The organism is Thiohalocapsa halophila (genome assembly GCF_016583825.1).
GTDB lineage: Bacteria > Pseudomonadota > Gammaproteobacteria > Chromatiales > Chromatiaceae > Thiohalocapsa > Thiohalocapsa halophila.
Map to the genome: position 1 here is coordinate 39,111 of NZ_NRRV01000026.1, position 19,786 is coordinate 58,896.

Here is a 19,786-nt window from a genome sequence, read left to right on the forward strand (position 1 = left end):
TGCGAGCTCAGCCGTCGCTGCGGCTGTGCGCCGCATCGAGCTGCAACAGCCTTTCGGTGTAACGCAGAAAATCATCCAAGTGGCCCTGGATGATGCTCACCGTGATGGGTACCTGCAGCCGCTGGTAGTCATGAACAGCGATATTGCGAAAGCCGACCATGCGTTTCAGCGTGTCGGCCAACTGTGCATCGATCCAGCCGGCCCGATGCAGCAATTCGAAGACATCACGCGCGCTTTGCGGCACGCCCAGGGCTTCCCGTCGAATCAAATGGTGGCCCATGTCCAGCGCGGCCTCGCAGGCGCGCTGGATGTTGAGAATGGCGGCATCCTGGCGGGTATGGTTGTCAGCGAACCCTTGCGGATCGGCGGCATATTCCTCCCGCGCCCGCTTCACGCAGCGCTCGATGCTGGCTGCCTTATTGATCAGGACATCATCGGCCATGGACACGTCCGCGCTGCTCGATGTCCGCGATCAGGCCGGCGCGTGCGGCGTCCAATTCCACTTTCTCGCTCAGCACCGCTGCCTCGTAGAGCGCGGCTTGTGCATCGGCCGCCCACCAGCGCTCACCAGTAGTCAGGATCTGGTATTGCATCACCGTCGAGGCGGCACGGAAGTCAAGAAGGTCCACAGGGCAGCCGGCGATGTCGGCCAGCTCACCGGACAAGGCCCACAGCTCCAACGGGGGTGCGTAGCCGGCGACCAGCACGGCGAGATCGAGATCGCTGTCCGCGCTCGCCGTTCCCTGGATGCGGCTGCCGAAGGCGTAGACCGCCAGGAGATTGGTCAAGCGATGACCCAGATGTGCGATCAGGGCCTCCTGATCGACGGCGCTCTGCATCCCGCTGGTGTCGGCGTCTTTGTCTTGGGACATCAGTCATTCGCCGCCGCTGTCGGCATGCGGCCCGGGAGCGCCGTGGGAGGCGTCGCACCGAGGAGCGGTGCGACAAGATGGCCGCGCTGTCGCAGACCGCCCGGGCGGTGTCAATCCGCAAACAGCTCGTCGAAGAACGCCTGCATGCGTGCCCAGGAGCGGGCGTCGGCCTGGGCGTCGTATTGCAGGTTCTCGATGCCATAGGCGCCGGCGTCGGGGTTGGTGAAGCCGTGGCGGGCGCCGCCGTAGATGTCCATCTCCCAGTTGGCGCCGGCCTCTTCCAGCTTGTTCTGGAAGTTGGTGACCACCGCCGGGTCGATGAAGCTGTCCGCCTGGCCGTGCAGCACCAGGATCTCGGGCTCGATCTTGCCCCAGACCTCTTCGGGGGCCGCCGGCAGGGAGCCGTGGAAGCTCACCACACCGTGCACGTCGGCGCCGCCGTAGGCCATCTGCATGACGGTGCCGCCGCCGAAGCAGTAGCCGATGGCGGCGGTCTTGTCCGCGTCCACGTACTCGCTGGCCTTGAGCTGCTCCAACCCAAGCCCGGCCCGCTGGCGCCACAGCTCCACGTCGGCGGTGATGTACTGCATCCACTCCTGGGCCTGGCTCGGGTCGTCGGTGACTTTGTCGTTGCCGTACATGTCGGCCGCGAAGGCGACATAGCCCAGCTCGGCGAGCATGCGGGCACGCTGCTTGGCGTAGTCGTTCAGACCCCACCACTCGTGGATCACCAGCACGCCGGGGCGCTGGCCCGCGATGCCGTCGTCCCAATACAGGTGGCCGGTGAGGGGCACGTCCTCGTCCATGTGGTCGACGGCCTTGGTCTGTACCTCCGCGGAGGCCAGCATCGGCACGGCGGTGGCGGAGACGGTGAGAAGGATTGCGAGGAGGATGCGCATGGCGTCAGCTCTCTGGGGAATACTCGATTTAGATGAACGATCCTTAGAGGCGAACCGGGACCGCGGGCGCTGGCCAGGGCCGCACCCGCGTGCATCCGGACTGTCGTCAGAACGCCATCTCCAGGTCATCCTGCACGGCGTCGACCCCGGCCTGCGCGCACTCCTCGTCCGTCTCGCCGGCCGGTGCACCGCTGACGCCAACGCCGCCGACGAGGGAGCCGCCGGTGGTGACCGTCACGCCGCCCGCGGACATCACCAGGAAGTCCTGGCGGCCCACGGCCGTATCGGCCCGCTCGGCCATGGCCGAAGTGTTGGCGTTGAAGTTCACGGCGGTGTAGGCCTTTTTGTAGCTAATGGGCACGGTGATGGGGGCGGCGATGGTGTCACGCAGCTGCACCTGCACCACGCCGTCGCGATCCACCACGGTGACGCCGATCTGGATGCCCTTCTCGCGGCAGGCGTCGATGGTGGCCTGGGCGATCTTCTGCGCCGTATCCAGGGACAGGCGCTTGACGGAGACGGTCATGGGGTCCTCGGCCAAGGCGGGGGAGGCGACGCCTGCGGTGATGAGCGCGGCGGCGCAGAGGGCGGTCACGCCGGCGGCGGTGCGGGTACGGAGCGGACGGATCATGCGGTAACTCCTCTTTTGGGTGTCGTTAGGGGTTGGTGGCGATGTGCTCGGCGGGCCGGGATCATTGGCGCCGGCCCACCGGTGTGTCCAAGTTGGGCCTTATTCCACGTCGGCAAAGGGGCATCGTGCTCGGGCCCGGCGCGTCAGCGCTCGGCAGGTGCGCAGGGTGCGGCGCCACGCGGCGCGCAGCGCCGGCGGACAACGCCAAAGGGACTGGGCCAATATTCCCGCGCCCCGGTCGGTCTAAAGACTGGCGGCCCCAACAATCAACGCGTTACGCGAGCGCCGCGTCGGGTTACGCTGCGCTCACGCGACCGACGCGGGAGCTTGCCCAGTCTCCGGAGCGGTGTCGCCAGTCACTAGGGCTTGTCGGCACCGCCGCGGGACGCTCGGCGCTCAGGCGCCCGGCCCGCCGGATGGATAGCGCTCGGCGACGTAGTCGTTGACCATCTCCTTGAAGCGCTCGGCGATGCCGGCGCCTTTGAGGGTCGTGACCTTTTGGCCGTCGATGTAGACGGGGGCCGAGGGCTGCTCGCCGGTGCCGGGCAGGCTGATGCCGATGTTGGCCTGCTTACTCTCGCCGGGGCCGTTGACCACACAGCCCATGACGGCGACCTGCATGGTCTCCACCCCGGGATGCACCTCGCGCCAGACGGGCATCTGCTCGCGGAGATAGTCCTGAATCTCTTCGGCGAGCTCCTGGAAGACGGTGCTGGTGGTGCGCCCGCAGCCGGGGCAGGCGGCGACCATGGGCGCGAAGGGCCGCAGGCCCATGGTCTGAAGCACCTCCTGGGCGACCACCACCTCGCGGGTGCGCGACTCGCCGGGGGCTGGGGTCAGCGAGACGCGGATGGTGTCGCCGATGCCCTCTTGCAGCAGCACCGCGAGCGCCGCGGTGGAGGCGACGATGCCCTTAGAGCCCATGCCGGCCTCGGTCAGGCCGAGGTGCAGGGCGTGGTCCGTGCGCTCGGCGAGCATGCGGTAGACGGCGATCAGGTCCTGCACACCGCTCATTTTGCAGGAGAGGATGATGTGGTCCCGCGGCAGGCCCAGCTCCTCGGCGCGCTGGGCGCTGCCGACGGCGGACTCCACCATGGCCTCGCGCATGACCACATCGGCCTCTTTCGGCTGCGGCGACTTGGCGTTGGCGTCCATCATCCGGACCACCAGGTCCTGGTCCAGGCTGCCCCAGTTGACGCCGATGCGCACGGGGCGGTCGTAGCGGCAGGCGATCTCGACCATGGTGGCGAACTGGCTGTCGCGCTTCTCGCCGCGGCCGACGTTGCCGGGGTTGATGCGGTACTTGGCCAGGGCCTCGGCGCAGGCGGGGTAGTCGGAGAGCAGCCGATGGCCGTTGAAGTGGAAGTCGCCGATCAGCGGCACGCCGATGCCCATAGCGTCCAGGCGCTCGCGGATGCGCGGCACGGCCGCGGCTGCGGTCTCGTTGTTGACCGTGATGCGCACGAACTCCGAGCCCGCCCGGGCCAGCTCCGCGCATTGGGTCACCGTGGACTCGATGTCCGCGGTGTCCGTGTTGGTCATGGACTGCACGCGGATCGGCTCGTCGCCACCGACGCCGATGCCGCCGATCAGCACGCGCCGTGTGCGACGCCGACTGATGGAGATCTGGCTGCTGGTCATGTCTACCTCTGAGTGATCCGGCATCTAGCCAGTCATTGTGCCACAGCGGGCGCCGAGCGAAGCCCATGGGCGAGGGCGAGATAATCCGGATGCTCCGGCCCGATGAGGCCGTGACGCATCAGGAAATCGATGATGACCAGGTTGCAGTTGAGCTTGAAGGCATCGCTGGTGTCGACGATGCGCATCACCTCCGTCGCCGGCAGGAGCTGGAAGGACTCCACCTCGTCGTCGTTGCAGCGGGGGCTGATGTCGTCCGGCAGCTCCAGGTCGTAGCAGTAGATGGTGTCGGGCTTGAGACCGCGGTCCGAGTCCCGGCAATAGGCGACGATGCCGACGGGCCGGGCACGGTCGGCGATTGCCGCCGGCAGGGCGGCTTCCTCCCAGCATTCCTTGCGCAGATTCTCCGCCAGCGAGACGCCCCAGGGCAGGCCGCCGGCCACCATGTGATCGAGCTTGCCGGGGGCTACCCGCCGGCTCTGGGAGCGTCGCCCCACCCACAGATAGAGTCCGTCGTCACGGCGCACATAGCCGTTCAAGTGCTGGCCGAAGGCGCGAATGCCGAAGTACGGGGCCACCGCCCGGTCCATCAGGAAGCGGGCCTCGCCGGCGGCATTGAGCACCGGATAGCGCTCGCCGTGGCGATGGCTGATGAGCCCGCGACGGTCCCAATCCGCAGCGTGCGCGGCGAAGGCGTCGCTGCGGGCGTCGAAATCGGCCGGTGCCGTGACCCAGTGCAGGCCGTCTTCCGCGCGCACGAAGTCACCGCCGCCCTCCGTCAATGCCTTGGCGAAGCGCCTCCGCACCAGCCCAAGCCGCTCCCCACCCACGACGAAGGGCTCGAAGTCAGCGGGGTTCCAGCGGTTGCAGGTGTGGATGTGGTCGAGGAGGGACACTTGGGCAGGACTGAGTACGGAGTACGGAGTACGGAGTACGGGGTACGGGGTACGGAGTACGGAGTACGGGGTACGGAAGGGTTGCGCATGGATCAAGGTCTGATGCGCAGAAGCCGTTCAGGGTACAAGGTACGACTGCACCACGTCACTGAGGGCGTCGGCCCACGTACTCCGTACTCCGTACTCCGTACTCCGTACTTCCCACTGCGTAGTACTACGCACAACATCCCATCTCCCGATGATCACGCAGCGACGCAAGGCAGCATCACCCCGGTATGACCGTACAAACCACCCGCCGGTCGCTCCGCGGCCCGTCGAATTCGCAGAAGAAGATGTTCTGCCAGGTGGAGAGTCCGAGCTGGCCGTCGATGACGGGGATGGTCTCGGAGGGTCCGATGAGGCCCGCCTTGAGGTGGGAGTCGCCGTTGCCGTCTTGGGCGTCGTGGCGCCAGACACCGCGGGGGATGAGCTGGCGCAGCAGCTCGACGACGTCGGTCTGGACGCTGTCGTCCCAGTTCTCCTGGATCATGATGGCCGCGGTGGCGCCCTGGGCGTAGACGGCGAGCAGGCCGTCGCGCACCCCGCTGCGGGCGACCAGGTCGCGCACCTGTGGGGTGATGTCCACGAGCACCTCCCGGCTGCGGGTGACGAGGTGGATGGTCTCGCGCATGCTGAAGTTTGAAGGGGGAAGTGGGAAGTTTGACGGCGGCTGCGCAGGCGCTTGTTGTACGGGGCGAGTCTTGCGTTCGCGCCGCAGGGACTTCGGCGCAAGTCGGCCCGACGTTGGGAGGCCGTACGCTGGGAGGCCCCACGCTGGGAGGCCCGACGGTCAGGCGCTGACTGCCGGCTCGGTGTCGGGCTTCGTGCCTCAGCCCGACCAAGGCGCTCGTGCTGCGGCGGGCGCGCGCCGCCGGCATTCTAGCGTCAGCGCTCCTCGTGCTTCACGGTGTCCCAGAGTCGTTCCATGTCGTCGCGGTACTCGGGCGCCGGCTCTTTGCCGGCGGCGCCGAGGCAGACCTCCACGCGCATAAAGCGGCGCTCGAAGCGGTGGTTGGCGGCGCGCAGGGCCTGCTCGGCATCCACGCCCAGGTGCCGCGCCAGATTCACGCAGGAGAACAGCAGATCCCCGACCTCGTGCACCCGCTCCAGCGGGTCGGCGTGGGCGCTGAAGGTCTCCTCGCACTCGGCGAGCTCCTCGCGCACCTTGTCCGCGACGCCTTCGGGCGTCTCCCAATCGAAGCCGACGCGGGCAGCGCGCTTTTGCAGCTTGCCGGCGCGCACCAAGGCGGGCAGCGCCTGGGCGACGCCTTCCATGACGCTGGTGCGCACGCGCTGGCCCTTGGCCTCACGCTCGGCGGCCTTCATGGCCTCCCAGTTCTCGCGGACCTCTTCTTCGCTGGCCACTTCGGCATTGCCGAACACATGCGGATGGCGGCGGACCATCTTGCCGGTGATGGAGGCCACCACATCGCCGAAGTCGAAGGCGTCGTCCTCCTCGGCCATGCGCGAATAGATGGCCACCTGGAAGAGCAGATCGCCGAGCTCCTCGCAAAGCTCGGCCATGTCGTCGTTCTCGATGGCCTCGGCGACCTCGTAGGCCTCTTCCAGCGTGAAGGGCAGGATGGTGCGCGGGGTCTGCTCCAGGTCCCAGGGGCAGCCGTGCTCGGGATCGCGCAGGCGGGCCACCACAGCGAGCAGCGCCTCGATGCTACGCGGGTCCAGGGCACGGGCGTCGGGGGTGGGCGCGTGCGTTGGTCGGTCGTGCTGATGGCTCATGGCAGTGGCAACGGGCTTGCTGCGGCGTGGCATTGGGCGCTCCGGGCGGCAGAGCTTCCTGTTGCGCGGGTCTTGGACAAGGTGTCGCGGCTGTTTGGTTGTCTCTGTCGCACACGGCGCTTCCCGCGATGACGGTGAAGGTCATCAGCAGGGAATTCGAGCCGATGCCGTCGGTGGATGCGCCGCCGGGTCAGGGTCGCACCAAGGCGTTGAACAGCACACCCAGCACCACCGCGGCGATGCTGCCCCACTTCCAGTACGCGATGGGTATGCCGATGACCTCGTCCGGTTTGGAGCTGCTCGGGTCCTTGACGATCTGCCACAGGTGCGGCCCAGCGAGGAACCAAGGAATGAAGCCGAACATCACCGGCAGGCCGATCCACAGCGGCAGGGGCTGGTTGATGTAGACCAGCACCAGCAGTGCCGGCCAGGCCACGAGGTAGCCCGCCGTGAGCTTGGCGTCCAGCGTCTTCTCGCGGGTCAGCACGAACGCGAACAGCGCGCCGATGGCCCAGGCAGTCGCCAACACGATAAGGACGATGCGCAACGCCGAGCCCCTCGGTCAGATCGCGCCGCAGCGCAGCGGATTGCCGGCCAGCAGCGAGGTCATGGCAGCACCACGTCCGGCTCTGGCGGAGGCGGCTCCTGCTTGATCTTGCGCACCGTGATGTGCGGGCTCACGGCCACGTCCACGAACTTTGCACAGTCGCCGGGCTGGGTGGTGAAGCGGTTCATGTCCTCGCCGATGGCGCAGCGCCCCGGGTCCGTGATGCCGATGTAGTCGATCTCGTCGCAGCGAATCTGCGTGAACACCACCTCGCGGTACTGGCTCTCGGTGGGCTTCACATTGGTGAAGTTGCGGGTGATGGCCTCGTACTTCACGTTGCCGCGGATGTAGGCGGTGAGCCGGATCGAGAGGTTGGTGACCTTGATGTCCAGGTTGTTGGTGAAGGTCATGCCGAGCATGCAGGCGTCGGGGAACTCCTTTTTCATGTGGATGCTCACCACCACCGCCTTGCGGCCGGTATCTGTGACGGGCTCACTGCGGGAGATCTTGGGCGCGTTGGGATTCTCCGGCGGCCCTGGATCGAGCCCGACGGCACGCTGGAAGTCGTCCGTGGCACACCCGCCGACCGCCAGCACGGCCAGCAGCGCGACGGCTTGGATCGGCTGCTTGAACATAGACAACTCGACTAGATCCGCTCAGGAGTGCTCGGCTCGGCGGGTCGGCGGAGCTCCGCCGGGCCGAAAAGCCTTTGAAAAAGCCGGGCCAAGGCCCGTGCGATGCTCCCCAGATCTCAGGGCTCGCCAGACCTGGGCTGGCCAGACCATGATTCAGCGGGCGCACCGACGCCTCGAGTGCCCCGGCGTCGGCGTCAGAATACCGGATTCCGCTCCGACGGCTGTCTCAGCCTTGCCTGGATACGACGTCCGACGGTCCGCGACAGCATCCCACATGGTAACCAAGGAGACTGATGCAGGTCCACGCCGCAGCACCCCAAGCCATCACCGGAGGGCCTAGCGCCGGACGGTCGGCGGCGGCTCGACGTGCTCGGGGCGCGCAAGACACCCAAGGCGCACCCGCCGCCAGTGTGCCCATGCCGACCCGGCGTTAGACTGGCGCAATAGGGCGCCGCACCCTAGTGACGACGCAACCTCAACCCAGCGCGCGACATGCAAAGACCTATCTGCGAGTCCATCTACGCCATCGCCCGGTGGGGTGAAGGCTATTTCCACATCAACGCCGCCGGCCATCTCGCGGTGCGCCCGGACCCCAATGCCGCGACGGAGATCGACCTGGCGCTGCTGGCCCGGCGGCTGCGCGACGAGGGCCTGTCCCTGCCGGTGCTGGTGCGCTTCGACGACATCCTCCGCCACCGCGTGCGGGTCATGCGCACGGCCTTCGAGGGCGCCATGAGCCGCCTGGACTGGCGCGGCACCTACCGGCCCGTCTACCCCATCAAGGTCAATCAGCAGCAAAGCGTGGTGCGGGCCATCCTGAGCGGCGGCGGCATCGGCCTGGAGGCCGGCAGCAAGCCCGAGCTCATGGCGGTGCTCGCCCTGGTGCCCGAGGGCGGCATGGTCGTCTGCAACGGCTACAAGGACCGCGAGTATATTCGCCTCGCGCTCATCGGCCGCCGCCTCGGCCTCGCCGTGCACATCGTCATCGAGAAGCCCTCGGAGCTGCAGCTGGTCATCGAAGAGGCGGAGCGCCTGGGCGTCGAACCGCTGCTCGGGGTGCGTGTGCGCCTGGCCGCGGCGGCGGCCGGCAATTGGCAGAACAGCGGCGGCGAGCGGGCCAAGTTCGGGCTGTCCGCGCAGCAGGTGCTGGCGCTGGTCTCGCAGCTGGAGGCCGCCGGCGGTCTCGGCTGGCTGCGGCTGCTGCACGCGCATCTCGGCTCGCAGATCCCGAGCCTCGCCGACATCCGCGCCGGCGTGACGGAGCTGTGCCGTTTCTACACAGCGCTGGTCCGGCGCGGCTGCGGGCTGGAGACCCTCGACATCGGCGGTGGCCTCGGCGTCGACTACGAAGGCACCCGCACCCGCGCCTACTGCTCCGTGAGCTACGCCCTGGAGGATTATGCCGGCGCCATCCTCGGCACCGCCGCCACCATCTGCCGCGAGGCGGGCGTCGCCGACCCGCATATCGTCACCGAGTCCGGCCGGGCGCTGTCCGCGCACCATGCGGTGCTGATCATGGACGTGGTGGACCGCGAGCGCGCCGGCGGCCTCGCGCAGACGCCGGATGCCCCACCGTCGGACCCGCCAACGGCCAGCCCTCACCTGGCGGCCCTGGAGCAGGCGCTGACGGAGGTGGACCAGGGCCCGCCGCTGGCGCTCTTCGAGCGCGCCGAGGCCGCCGTGCTGGCCGTGCGCGAGGACTTCGCTGCCGGCCGCCTGGGCCTTGCGGCGCGCGCCCGCGCCGATGAGTGCTATGCCGGCATCTGCCGGGCGCTGCGGGCGCGGCTCTCGCACAGCAGCCGCCGGCAGCGGGAGCTGTTGGACCGCCTCAACGGCGAGCTCGCCGACAAGCTTTTCTGCAACTTCTCGCTGTTCCAGTCCCTGCCCGATGTCTGGGCCATCGATCAGATCTTCCCTATCGTGCCCCTACAGCGCCTGCACGAGGCGCCGACGGAGCGCGGCATCGTCCACGACCTTACCTGCGATTCCGACGGCTGCATCAGCCATTACGTGGACGCCGACGGCATCGAAGCGAGCCTGCCGGTGCACGCCCGGGATCCCGGCGCCGGGGCCTATCTGCTCGGCGTCTTCATGGTGGGGGCCTATCAGGAAATCCTCGGCGACATTCACAACCTCTTCGGCGACACCGACGCCGTCAACATCGCCCTGGATGCCCAGCGCCCGGAGGGCTACCGCCTGTCCGAGCCCGAGCGCGGCGACTCGGCCGACGAGCTCCTGAGCTATGTGCACTTCGAGCCGCGGGAGCTCCTCGCCCGCTACCGTCGGCGTATCGACGCCACCGGGCTGCCGCGCAGCGAGCGCGAGCGGCTGTACCTGGAGCTGAAGGCGGGGCTCTATGGCTATACCTATCTCGGCAGCCTGTGACGTCCTCAGCCCTCAGCCCTCAGCCCTCAGCCCTCAGAATTCAATATACCGTCCCCATAATTAGATGCGTCCCCATGTTAGAGGCCGGCCTCCTGGCTGGGGTCGTGAAACGGGCAGGGCGCTACCATATAGGTGCCGGTGTTGGGAAATCTCACGCTTCTGCATGCGCTGGTCATGATCACCACCCGCTCCCGCCCCGCTGCCCCGGCTTGGATCACCACAGCGCTCCTCGGCCTGGGCGCGGCCCTCGTGTCCGCAGCGGCTGCCGAGCCGGCGCCGGTGACGCTCGCCGAGGTCAAGCGGCAGGTGCTGCGCGAGCAGGCCGTGCTGTCGGGGACCACCATCGCCCGGCGACGGGCGGCGCTGTCGCCGAAGGTCGACGGGCTGGTCACGGAGCTGTTCGTCGACGCCGGCAGCCTGGTGGACGCCGATGATCCGATTCTGACGCTGGACGACCGGCTCGAGGCCCACAACGTCGAGGCGGCGGCGGCGCGGGTGCAGGAGGCGGCGGCCGACCATCAGGACGCCATCCGTATCCGCGACGAGCTGCTGCGGCTCAAGGAGGGCCGGCACGCATCGGAGACCGACATCCGCTCTGCCGAAGCGCGCGTGGACATGACCGCAGCCGCGCTGGCCGCGGAGCGCGCGGCACTGGCCCGGGCGGAGGAAATCCAGCGCCGGCACCGGCTGCGCGCCCCCTTCGCCGGCATGATCGTCACCCGCCACCTGGAGGTTGGCGAATGGGCCAAGCGCGACGAGGCGGCGGTGGAGCTGGTGGCCCTGGACGTGCTGCGCATCCGCGCGACCCTGCCGCAGACCGACTTCGCGCGGGTGACCCGCGGCGCCGGCGCGACGGTGCAATTCGATGCGCTGCCGGAGCGCCGCTTCCGCGGCGAGGTCTTCGCGCGCGTGGCCAGCGGCGACGCCCGCTCGCGCACCTTCCCGATCCTCATCGACCTCCCGAACCCGGATCGCCTGCTGGCCCCCGGTATGTCCGCCCGAGTGCGGGTAGATCTCGCCGGCGGCGAGGCCGAGGTCCTGAGCGTGCCCCGGGACGCCATCGTCGCCAAAGCCGGCGGCACACGCGAGGTCTGGCGGGTACAGGAGGAAGACGGCATCCTCAAGGCCTACCCCATCGAAGTGGAAACCGGCCGTGCCGGCGGCGATCGCCTGGAGATCACGGCCGGCGAGCTCGCCGACGGCGACCGCGTGGTGCTGCTCGGCAACGAATCCCTCCAGCCCGGCCAGACCGTCGCTCCCCAGCCGAGCGCACCCCAGCCGAGCGCGCCCCGCCCGGACGCGGCGGAGACAGTCGCGCTCGATTAGAGCCGCCGCCTCGTGCGGCCGCCACCCAGCTCAGCCCCTGGGCGCGCGGGGGCCTGACGCACAGGCTGGCGACGCGCGGCGCCGGCTGCGGGGTCCGGCGGTTTGGGCCGGCCGCCTCGCCTGCGGGTCGTCCCGCACGTTGCCTCCGACTCTCGACGGCGCCAATTAGGCCATACCCGGCGCCGAGCGCGCCCGCAACGCCCTGCCGGCTCCGGCAACGACCACCGCCATGTTCAAATTCGCCATCGAGCGCCCGGTGATCCTCACCGTGGCCGTCCTGCTGCTGACCCTGTTCGGCATCCTGTCCATCTTCAACGTGCCGGCGCAGATGATCCCGGACTTGGACGCGCGGGTGGTGACCGTCAGCACCAGCTGGCCCGGCGCCGCGCCCCAGGACCTGGAGAAGGAGATCGTCATCGAGCAGGAGAAGTACCTGGGCCGCATCCCTGGGCTGGAGCGCATGGTGTCCACCGCCAGCACCGGCAGCGCGGACATCGAGCTGGAGTTTCCCTTCACGGTGCCCATGGAAGAGGCGCTGCTCAATGTCAACAACGCCCTGTCCCAAGTGCCGGGCTACCCGGAGAACGTGGACCAGCCGAGCATTCGGGCGGAGGCCTTCTCCAGCAACGCCTTCATGTACTTCCGGCTGATGCCGGAGACCGGCGCCTTCACCGAAGAGGACATCGTCGCGCTGCGGGACTGGGTGGAGGAGTACGTGGTGCAGCAGATGGAGCGGGTGCCGGGGGTGTCGAGCGTGGGCTTGCGCGGCGGCGCAGAGCGCCAGCTGAAGGTCTACGTCGACCCGGTGCGGCTCGCCGAGCGCGGCATCAGCCTCACGGAGCTGCGCGAGGCCATTCGCGCGCGCAACCGCGACGTCTCCGGCGGCGACCTCGACAGCGGCAAGCGCCGCTATCTACTGCGCACCATCGGGCGCTTCGACAGTCCCGAAGAGCTGGAGGAGCTGGTCATCGCCGAGCGCGACGGCGCCTTCATCCGGCTCAAGGACGTCGGTCGCGCCGAGCTCGGCTATGCCGAGGTGCGCAGCTACGCCTATTCCGAGGGCAAGCCCATCCTCGGCTTTGCGGTGAGCCGCCAGATCGGCAGCAATGTCATCCAGATCAAGCGCGACATGATGGACAAGGTCGCGGAGCTGAACGAGACGCTGCTGGGCCCCAAGGGACTCAAGCTCATCCGCACCGCCGACGATGTCGTCTATGTCACGGATGCCATTCGGGTGGTGGAGCGCAATCTTGCCATCGGCGCCGTGCTGGCGACGCTGGTATTGTTTCTGTTCCTGCGCTCCTTGCCGGCGACGCTCATCGGCGCCATCGGCATCCCCATCTGCACCGTCGCCGCCTTTCTCGGGCTCATGCTCACCGGGCGCACCATCAACGTGATTTCGCTCGCCGGCGTCGCCTTCGCCATCGGCATGACGCTGGATAACAACATTGTGGTGCTGGAGAACATCTTCCGCCACCTGAGCCAGGGCAAGGAGCGCCTCAAGGCGGCGCTCGAGGGAGTGCGGGAAGTCTGGCCCGCGGTGCTGGCCTCCACCCTCACCACGGTGGCCGTGTTCCTGCCGGTGGTGTTCGTGCAGCAGGAGGCGGGGCAGCTGTACTCGGACATTGCGATTGCCATCTCATCGAGCATTCTGATGTCCATGCTGCTGGCCATCACCCTGGTGCCGGCGGCGGCCGGGCGCTGGCTCAGCCCGCCGACTGCTTCGGGGCGTCGGCGCCTGCTGGACCGCCTCGGCGGGGCCTTCGCTGCCGCGGTGCTCGGCATGGTGCACTGGCTGGCGCAGGGGATCGTCCGCCCGCTGCTGGTCATCACGCTGGTGCTCGGTGCCGCCGGGGCCATTATCTGGACCCTGACGCCGGACGCGGAGTATCTGCCGGAGGGCGAGGAGTCCAAGATCTTCACCCTGATGTTCGCCCCACCCGGCTACAACATCGACATGATGCGCCGCGCCTTCCAGGAGGTGGACAAGGACTTCTACCCGGCCGTGGGACAGGACCCGGCGCTGTTCGCCGCGGGCGAGACGGACGTGCCGGCACTCAACTTCACCATCGGCTTCGCAAGCCAGAGCCGCGTGTTCGCCGTGCGGGAAGCCACCGACCGCCGCCAGACCGCCGATCTGATGCAGGTCGCGAGCGAGAAGACGAGCGCGCTTCCGGGGTTGCGCAGCTTCTCCAGCCGGGGGTCCATCTTCTCCGGCAACTTCGGCGGCACCCGCGCCATCAACATCGAGATCAGCGGGCCGCAGCTGGCGACCCTATTCGATGCAGCCTCCAAGGTGCAGGCCAAGGCCAAGGCCATCTTCGACGGCCCGCGGGTCAAGTCCGAGCCCTCGGCGCTGACCCTGGGCCAGCCCATGCTGGAGGTGCGCCCGGACTGGGAGCGCGCGGCCGAGCTCGGCATCGCGCCGGCGGACCTGGGCTATACCGTTTGGGCCTATTCGGACGGCGCCTTCGTGGACGATTTCTTTCTCGATGACGACGAGATCGACATCTTTCTCTACAGCACCGCCGGCAACATCGAGCGCCCGCAGGATCTGGAGCGCCTGATGCTCTACTCCCCGAACGGCGGCATCATCCCCCTGTCCTCCGTCGCCCGCCTGGCCGAGAGCGTCAACACCGAGACCATCCGCCGCGTGGACGGCGACCGCACCATCACCATGAGCATCATCCCGCCGGACGACGTGGCGCTGGAGGAAGGCGTCCGCCGAGTCCAGCAGGAGATCATCCAGGGCATGCCGGCGGCGGGCGAGCTGCCCGCAGCAATCCGCCTGCAATTGAGCGGCGCCAGCGACCGACTGCAGGCCACCATGCGGGCCCTGGCGGGCAACTTCGCGGTAGCGCTGCTGATTGCTTATCTGCTGATGGTGGCGGTGTTCAGCCACTGGGGCTGGCCGCTGCTCATTATGACCAGCGTACCTGTGGGCATCAGCGGCGGCATCGCCGGGCTTTGGCTGCTGAATCTGAGCGGCGCGCACCTGGATAAGATCGGGCTCTATCCCATCCAGCAGCCCTTCGACATGATCACCATGCTGGGCTTTTTGGTGCTCATCGGCACCGTGGTGAACAACCCGATCCTGATTGTCGAGCGGGCGGTGGGCAATGTGCGCGAACAGGGCCTCGCCATCATGGACGCCGTGACGGAGGCGGTGCGGGTGCGCATCCGCCCGATCATGATGTCCATGGTCACCACCGTGGCCGGGCTGTCGCCGCTGGTGTTCAACCCGGGCGCAGGGACGGAGCTCTACCGCGGGCTCGGTGCCATCGTGCTGTTCGGCCTTTTGTTCAGCACACTGGTGACCCTGACCTTCATGCCGGCGCTGCTGGCACTGACCCTGCGGTTCGTGCGGCGGGGTGCGCATGGGGAGCCCGCGGCACACGCCGGAGAGGCATTGCCCGAGCCTACGCGATAACGCCACCGGTCGCGTCAGCCGCGGCTCCAATCCAGGTCTTTGGCCTCGGGGCTGGGGGCTTCCAGCCCGAGCGCATCGGTGCCCTCGTCGCCGTTCTCGTCCCAGAACTTCTGACCGAGCTCGTCGATCTGCAGCACCCCGTCACCGGCTTGGGGGCCCGTGGGCGTCGCCTGCAAGGTGAAGGCGTTCGCGGCGACACCGCCGGGGAAGCTCACGCTGTAATGGTCGGCACCGGTGGCGATGGCCGGCGCCGCATCGTCGCCGGTGCCGCAGACATTGTCAGCGCCAGGGTTGTAGCAACCGGTTTCGGTGTAGATGCGCTCCATGAAGTGGGCAAGCCGCATCAGCTCCGCCTGCACCTCGGAGCGGCGAGCGCTTCGAACCTGCTCCTGATAGCTCGGATACGCCACCGCGGCGAGGATACCGACCATGGCCACCACCACCAGCAGCTCGATAAGGGAGAACCCCTGATGGTCACGCGTCCTGCCCGCGGGCCCGTCGTCGGCGCGTGCGGTCCTTGGGACGTTGGCGCTCACGGCGACGCGCGACGAGCGATTCCTGCTACTCCAACTGCAGCCAGGTCCGCCAGCCATAGGCGTTGGATTCCTCCAGCTGTAGCAGATTGCCCGCGGAGTCCGACAAGATGCTCATGAGCTCGCCCCCTCCGAGCCCAAGCATCGCGGGCGCAGAATAGATGCCGGCTTCGCTCTCGGCCGTGACCCGAATGCTGCTGCCGACCGTTCGCTCGCCGGCCTGGGCCGCCAGCAAGTCGGCCTCGTCGAAATATCCGTCCAGATTGAAGTCGAAGGGCGTGACCGACAGCCGCGAGCCATCGATGGCATCCAAGGCATTGATCCAACTGACGCCGCCGGCCACGCAGGCCCCGCCCGGAATCACCGAGACGAAGACGACGCGGCCTTGACGCACCTGTGGCGCCGACGCGATCCGCTCGGCGCCGCTGCACTCGGCACTCGCGTCATTGTCCCCGACGGGCACCAGGTCGATCATCCAGCCGCGCGGCTCCGTCACTGTGTTGGTGGGCGTCGCTGTGCTGATGCGTCCCAGGCTCACGATCCCGCCGTCGCCATTGACGGCAATGTCATCGGCCGTGAACGCGTGCTGAAGCAAGTCGCCACGCTCCGGGATGTCGAAGCTATCGCCGCTCCAGTACCGATCGGCATCCCAGATGCCATAGAACGTCTGTACCGAGTCATCATGCTTGTCGGCGGTGCTCAGGAAGCGCCCGGTGCCGAACAGCAGCATATGGCCACCGTTGGGATGTCTGACGAAAGCGATGCGGGTGGTGATCGGCTGGCGGTTGCCGTCGGCGTCCTCGGCGGTGAAGATCTTGACCGGCGTCGCGTCGAGGTCCGTGAGATCGAACCGCCACAGGTTGCCGAACAGATCCCCGGCATACGCCCGGTCGGCAACCAGATCGCCATCCTCGTCCAAGGTCGAGACCTCTCCGAGCCCGTTCGAGCGGCTGTCGGCGGGATCGTCGTTATTCGACTCCCCTGAGCACGGCGCTGCATTGTCACCGGCCGCAGCCGTGTCGGGGGCATCCTCGGAGCCCTCGAGCGTGTCCATGTGCCCGCGAATTCTCTGTGCGTCTTCGCCGGCCAGATTGAGCACATACAAAACCGCGTTGCCCGTTTGGCTGACCGTGCAGTTGGTGGGCGACCCTGCCTGAGCGTCGCCACAGGCGGCTGCGTTCTCGCCCTGAGTGCTGCGATTCTCGTAGCCGTTACCGACGAGAACGACCCAAGCCGGCTCATCGCCGCCGCCTCCGGCATCATCGATGCGCACAATGGCGGGCTTGCCGAAGCTGTAGCCCATATCCCGTCCATCGCGGCCGTCGTCATTCCCGGATGCGTCGGTAAACTCCCAGAGCACCACGTCGCTGGCGCCCGCGGCACTGTTGGGCGGGTCGGGATCGGTGACATCCAGCGCGAAGATACCCTGGGCGCCGGCACCGAAGCTGCCCACCAGGATCGACCGCCAGTCGTTGGTGGTGCCATCGGCATCCGCGAGCTGGGCATCCGAATAGCTGAGCGGGCCATCGACAAAGGCCTGCTTCTTCGGATCCCCCCCTCCATAGGCCGGGTCCGCCAAATCCGCCAGGCCGTCGTACACCGCCCCTGGCACATAAGCGAAGGTTTCGATCAGTGCGGCGGTGCTGCTGTCAGCGTCGAACGCGTGCAGCATGCCGTCGTTTGCGCCGACATAGACCATCATCTTGCGGTCCTTGTGCGCTTCTTTGAACGCGACATAGTCCGCATCCGCAAAGACTTGCCGAGGCGGTCCGACCGCCAGCGGCCCGCTGCCGAGAATATCGCCGAGCGGCGTGTCACGCTTGCGAAAGCCCTCGACAGGGTCACCCCGGAGCCAGTCGATGTAGTCCCTGGCGACCTCCAGCTGCGGGTCACCCCCCGTCAGACCGTCCTGCTGCTCAGCGGAGAGCGCATCGAAGCTCTCGGCGTTGAACAGCGCCGGCTCACCCGTGCCCTCTGCAAAGGTGAAGATCACCCGGTCGGCTGCGGCCGGAAAGGCGTCATCGGCGCGCGTCGTTTGGTAAGGGTCCTGCGCGGTATCGCAAAGCTCGCCCCGGGCCACTGTATGGCAATCATGATCGGCGGGCTGGCTCCCGGTGGAAACGCGCAGGGAGCGAATCTCGCCCAGCCAGGCAGGCGCATCCGTGACGGCTTGAAAGATGCGGGTGTCTTCGCTCAGATCCCCGGCGGTCAGGGCCACCGGGGCGTTGGTCACCGTTTTGTCGGAGGCGGCTGCCACCGCATCCAGGACGTTCTCGAACGAGGCCACCAGCGCTTCCGGCGCCGATGCACTGAAATGTCGGCCGCGGGCGTTCAGGGCAGCGTGAAAGAGATCATCCGCCTTGGCCGCGGGCGGAATCTGCGCCTGTCGGCCCGCGATCGCCAGCTCACAGGGCTCATTGATGCCGCCCGCAGGTGCCGTGTCCGGATTATTGTCGTCATCGAAGTCATAGCCGGCGGCCTTACACGACGGAAAGCCATCGGTCCAGATGTCGTACAAGGTGCTGCCGCTGCGATATTGTCCGTAGTCCAGGTCACCATCTTGATCTGACTCGACAATTCCCTCCAAGCCATAGCTGATCGTGAATAGGCTCAGGTGCTGCCAGTCGGCAGGGTTGTTGTCGGGATTCCAGAAATTGACCGCACTGTCCGTGTCCGCATCGGCTGCGAGGTCACCCAGCAAGATGGGCACATCGTTATCCACGTCTTCACGGAGGTCGCGCGCCCAATAATAAAACGCCGCATCCGCGAGCATGCCGGTATTGGTGTCCTTGTAGGGCGCGGTAGGCGTATAGTCGATGGCACCAAACGGCGAGGCCGCATCCGTCGGAAGGTCCACTGCGGCGGCTGAGTCTCCGTCCCAGTTGTCCTCCAGCCATTGACTGCCGTCGGCCGGGTCGCCTGTACCCTCCGGCCACACCCCGCCCCCTTGGCCGCTCGCGCCGCCACCATTGCCCCAGTCATCATCCCAGGCGCCGTCGGTGAACATCACATGGAAATTCTTCCGGCACCGCGCGCCGCACATGTTGTCGCTGTCGGGGTCATCGGCGCCCGGATTCGCCCGGCAGCCGTGTGAGGCGATGTCATCGGCCAAGGAGATGCCTTGGCTGGCGAATTCACCGGCGCGGATGTGAGCACTGACGAGGGGTTTGTCGTTCGTCGGCGCCAGGTCAAACAGCCATGCGAACAGGGTGCTGCGATTCCTGCTGAACGTCTGGAAGCGCGTCACGAGGTTGTCGTAGTGGGTCGTTCCCGGCGCCCAATCGGCTTGCGGCAAGCCCTGATAGGTGACGCGTACGCCGCCGTCGAGATCCTGCAAGACGCGACTCAAGACCGTCTTCACGGTGAGCATGCGCGTGCGGTAATACTTGTACCAGGTGACAAAGTTCTCGGCGGCGCTTTGCGGGCAGTCGCCGTCGAGGCCAGCACCACAGCGCGCATCCGGGTCCCAGGGGAGATCCGCAACATAGCGCTTTTCGAAGCAGGGGTCGGGTGTCAAAAAGCCGGGGCTCGGATGCTCGTCGCTGCACAGGTGGTCACAGCCCGACTCCCCGGCAGCACAGGCCTCATAGGAGACCGGCACATCACTGGCGCTCGACATCCACTCGCCCGCCTGCGCGTCGGGCACGACTCGGTAACGGGCATCGCCGTCGAATGCGTAATAGTATGGGGAGTCTTGCTCTAGTCCTGAGTCTATCCGCGTCGGGCTGCAAGTGTCCGGGTCCCCCGCCCCGTCTGCTGCGACGGGCTGATACTGCTGACCGCTCAGGTTGTCGCGATGCGCATTGCAGGCAGCCTCGCCACGAAACGGATAAGCCGAGAACTGACCGTTCGCGTCGTCGATGGCCAGGGGTATACCCGTGGCGTCCTTGGCGGGCCGGTAGGTGGTCTGCGGATTGAAGTAGACGGGATTGGCGTCGGGCGAGGCGAGCCAACGGCTTCCGGCAGCGAATTCATCGCGCTGGCCCCATGGTTTTGGTCCAAAGAATGCCCGCTCCATGGATTGGGAGTCATCCACGGTGATGACGAGATTCGGCCCGGTACCTTCCGACAGGAACGGCGGGATCTCGTCCGGCATGTCGCTTGCTGCGGCGGCCATCGCCAAGCCGAGCGCAGCGGCGCCTGGTGCGCGCGCCAAAGTGCACAGGCGCCGCGTTGTCCGTGGACCGCCTTGTCCGTGGCTGTCGCGCCGCCGCCCCG

General features: G+C 67.6%; 15 protein-coding genes. 3 read left to right on the forward strand and 12 right to left on the reverse strand.

The features are described from left to right. Positions 1-7: 7 nt before the first annotated feature. The 10 genes from hepT to CKO31_RS12375 all read right to left on the reverse strand — a co-directional run bounded on the left by hepT (position 8) and on the right by CKO31_RS12375 (position 7,894). Positions 8-442, reverse strand: coding sequence for a type VII toxin-antitoxin system HepT family RNase toxin (gene hepT, locus CKO31_RS12330; RefSeq protein WP_200237742.1), 435 nt, complete (start codon positions 440-442; stop codon positions 8-10). Next, complete coding sequence (gene mntA, locus CKO31_RS12335) at positions 432-872, reverse strand: type VII toxin-antitoxin system MntA family adenylyltransferase antitoxin (protein WP_242475327.1); 441 nt, start codon at positions 870-872, stop codon at positions 432-434. The genes hepT and mntA overlap by 11 nt, the downstream gene beginning before the upstream one ends. A gap of 110 nt (positions 873-982) precedes the next feature. Further along, positions 983-1,771 carry a dienelactone hydrolase family protein gene (locus tag CKO31_RS12340; protein ID WP_200237744.1) on the reverse strand — a complete coding sequence of 263 codons (789 nt, stop codon included), beginning with the start codon at positions 1,769-1,771 and terminating at the stop codon, positions 983-985. Between the two features lie 106 nt (positions 1,772-1,877). After that, positions 1,878-2,402 carry a GlcG/HbpS family heme-binding protein gene (locus CKO31_RS12345; protein ID WP_200237747.1) on the reverse strand — a complete coding sequence of 175 codons (525 nt, stop codon included), beginning with the start codon at positions 2,400-2,402 and terminating at the stop codon, positions 1,878-1,880. Between the two features lie 396 nt (positions 2,403-2,798). After that, positions 2,799-4,043: a flavodoxin-dependent (E)-4-hydroxy-3-methylbut-2-enyl-diphosphate synthase gene (gene ispG, locus CKO31_RS12350; protein ID WP_200237750.1), complete on the reverse strand. Its 1,245-nt coding sequence runs from the start codon at positions 4,041-4,043 to the stop codon at positions 2,799-2,801. Between the two features lie 32 nt (positions 4,044-4,075). Next, on the reverse strand, positions 4,076-4,936 hold the full coding sequence (locus CKO31_RS12355) for a DUF4743 domain-containing protein (protein ID WP_200237752.1): 861 nt from the start codon (positions 4,934-4,936) through the stop codon (positions 4,076-4,078). A gap of 265 nt (positions 4,937-5,201) precedes the next feature. Continuing rightward, on the reverse strand, positions 5,202-5,606 hold the full coding sequence (locus CKO31_RS12360) for a secondary thiamine-phosphate synthase enzyme YjbQ (RefSeq protein ID WP_200237755.1): 405 nt from the start codon (positions 5,604-5,606) through the stop codon (positions 5,202-5,204). Positions 5,607-5,860: 254 nt separating this feature from the next. Beyond that, positions 5,861-6,712: a nucleoside triphosphate pyrophosphohydrolase gene (mazG, locus tag CKO31_RS12365; protein WP_200237821.1), complete on the reverse strand. Its 852-nt coding sequence runs from the start codon at positions 6,710-6,712 to the stop codon at positions 5,861-5,863. Positions 6,713-6,902: 190 nt separating this feature from the next. Next, complete coding sequence (locus CKO31_RS12370) at positions 6,903-7,259, reverse strand: hypothetical protein (protein ID WP_200237758.1); 357 nt, start codon at positions 7,257-7,259, stop codon at positions 6,903-6,905. A gap of 59 nt (positions 7,260-7,318) precedes the next feature. Further along, positions 7,319-7,894 (reverse strand): hypothetical protein, encoded by a 576-nt coding sequence (locus tag CKO31_RS12375; protein ID WP_200237761.1) that lies wholly within the window; start codon positions 7,892-7,894, stop codon positions 7,319-7,321. A gap of 492 nt (positions 7,895-8,386) precedes the next feature. On the opposite strand from CKO31_RS12375, the gene speA reads away from it, so the two are divergent. The 3 genes from speA to CKO31_RS12390 all read left to right on the forward strand — a co-directional run bounded on the left by speA (position 8,387) and on the right by CKO31_RS12390 (position 15,035). Then, positions 8,387-10,279 carry a biosynthetic arginine decarboxylase gene (speA, locus tag CKO31_RS12380; protein ID WP_200237763.1) on the forward strand — a complete coding sequence of 631 codons (1,893 nt, stop codon included), beginning with the start codon at positions 8,387-8,389 and terminating at the stop codon, positions 10,277-10,279. A 174-nt stretch (positions 10,280-10,453) separates the two neighbouring features. After that, positions 10,454-11,605: an efflux RND transporter periplasmic adaptor subunit gene (locus CKO31_RS12385; RefSeq protein WP_200237766.1), complete on the forward strand. Its 1,152-nt coding sequence runs from the start codon at positions 10,454-10,456 to the stop codon at positions 11,603-11,605. Positions 11,606-11,834: 229 nt separating this feature from the next. Next, positions 11,835-15,035, forward strand: a complete 3,201-nt coding sequence (locus CKO31_RS12390; protein ID WP_200237769.1) for an efflux RND transporter permease subunit — start codon at positions 11,835-11,837, stop codon at positions 15,033-15,035. A 14-nt stretch (positions 15,036-15,049) separates the two neighbouring features. On the opposite strand, the gene CKO31_RS27230 is transcribed toward CKO31_RS12390, so the two are convergent. Together CKO31_RS27230 and CKO31_RS12400 are read right to left on the reverse strand one after the other, a co-directional pair. Continuing rightward, positions 15,050-15,571, reverse strand: coding sequence for a type IV pilin protein (locus CKO31_RS27230; protein WP_322789135.1), 522 nt, complete (start codon positions 15,569-15,571; stop codon positions 15,050-15,052). A 25-nt stretch (positions 15,572-15,596) separates the two neighbouring features. Next, positions 15,597-19,664: a pilus assembly protein gene (locus CKO31_RS12400; protein WP_200237774.1), complete on the reverse strand. Its 4,068-nt coding sequence runs from the start codon at positions 19,662-19,664 to the stop codon at positions 15,597-15,599. Positions 19,665-19,786 lie beyond the last annotated feature (122 nt).

Bases quoted from the DNA above. Each gene is read 5' to 3' on its own strand.
- hepT (WP_200237742.1), bottom strand. From the start codon at position 442: ATGGCCGATGATGTCCTGATCAATAAGGCAGCCAGCATCGAGCGCTGC.
- mntA (WP_242475327.1), bottom strand. From the start codon at position 872: ATGTCCCAAGACAAAGACGCCGACACCAGCGGGATGCAGAGCGCCGTC.
- CKO31_RS12340 (WP_200237744.1), bottom strand. From the start codon at position 1,771: ATGCGCATCCTCCTCGCAATCCTTCTCACCGTCTCCGCCACCGCCGTG.
- CKO31_RS12345 (WP_200237747.1), bottom strand. From the start codon at position 2,402: ATGATCCGTCCGCTCCGTACCCGCACCGCCGCCGGCGTGACCGCCCTC.
- ispG (WP_200237750.1), bottom strand. From the start codon at position 4,043: ATGACCAGCAGCCAGATCTCCATCAGTCGGCGTCGCACACGGCGCGTG.
- CKO31_RS12360 (WP_200237755.1), bottom strand. From the start codon at position 5,606: ATGCGCGAGACCATCCACCTCGTCACCCGCAGCCGGGAGGTGCTCGTG.
- mazG (WP_200237821.1), bottom strand. From the start codon at position 6,712: ATGAGCCATCAGCACGACCGACCAACGCACGCGCCCACCCCCGACGCC.
- CKO31_RS12375 (WP_200237761.1), bottom strand. From the start codon at position 7,894: ATGTTCAAGCAGCCGATCCAAGCCGTCGCGCTGCTGGCCGTGCTGGCG.
- speA (WP_200237763.1), top strand. From the start codon at position 8,387: ATGCAAAGACCTATCTGCGAGTCCATCTACGCCATCGCCCGGTGGGGT.
- CKO31_RS12385 (WP_200237766.1), top strand. From the start codon at position 10,454: ATGATCACCACCCGCTCCCGCCCCGCTGCCCCGGCTTGGATCACCACA.
- CKO31_RS12390 (WP_200237769.1), top strand. From the start codon at position 11,835: ATGTTCAAATTCGCCATCGAGCGCCCGGTGATCCTCACCGTGGCCGTC.
- CKO31_RS12400 (WP_200237774.1), bottom strand. From the start codon at position 19,664: ATGCCGGACGAGATCCCGCCGTTCCTGTCGGAAGGTACCGGGCCGAAT.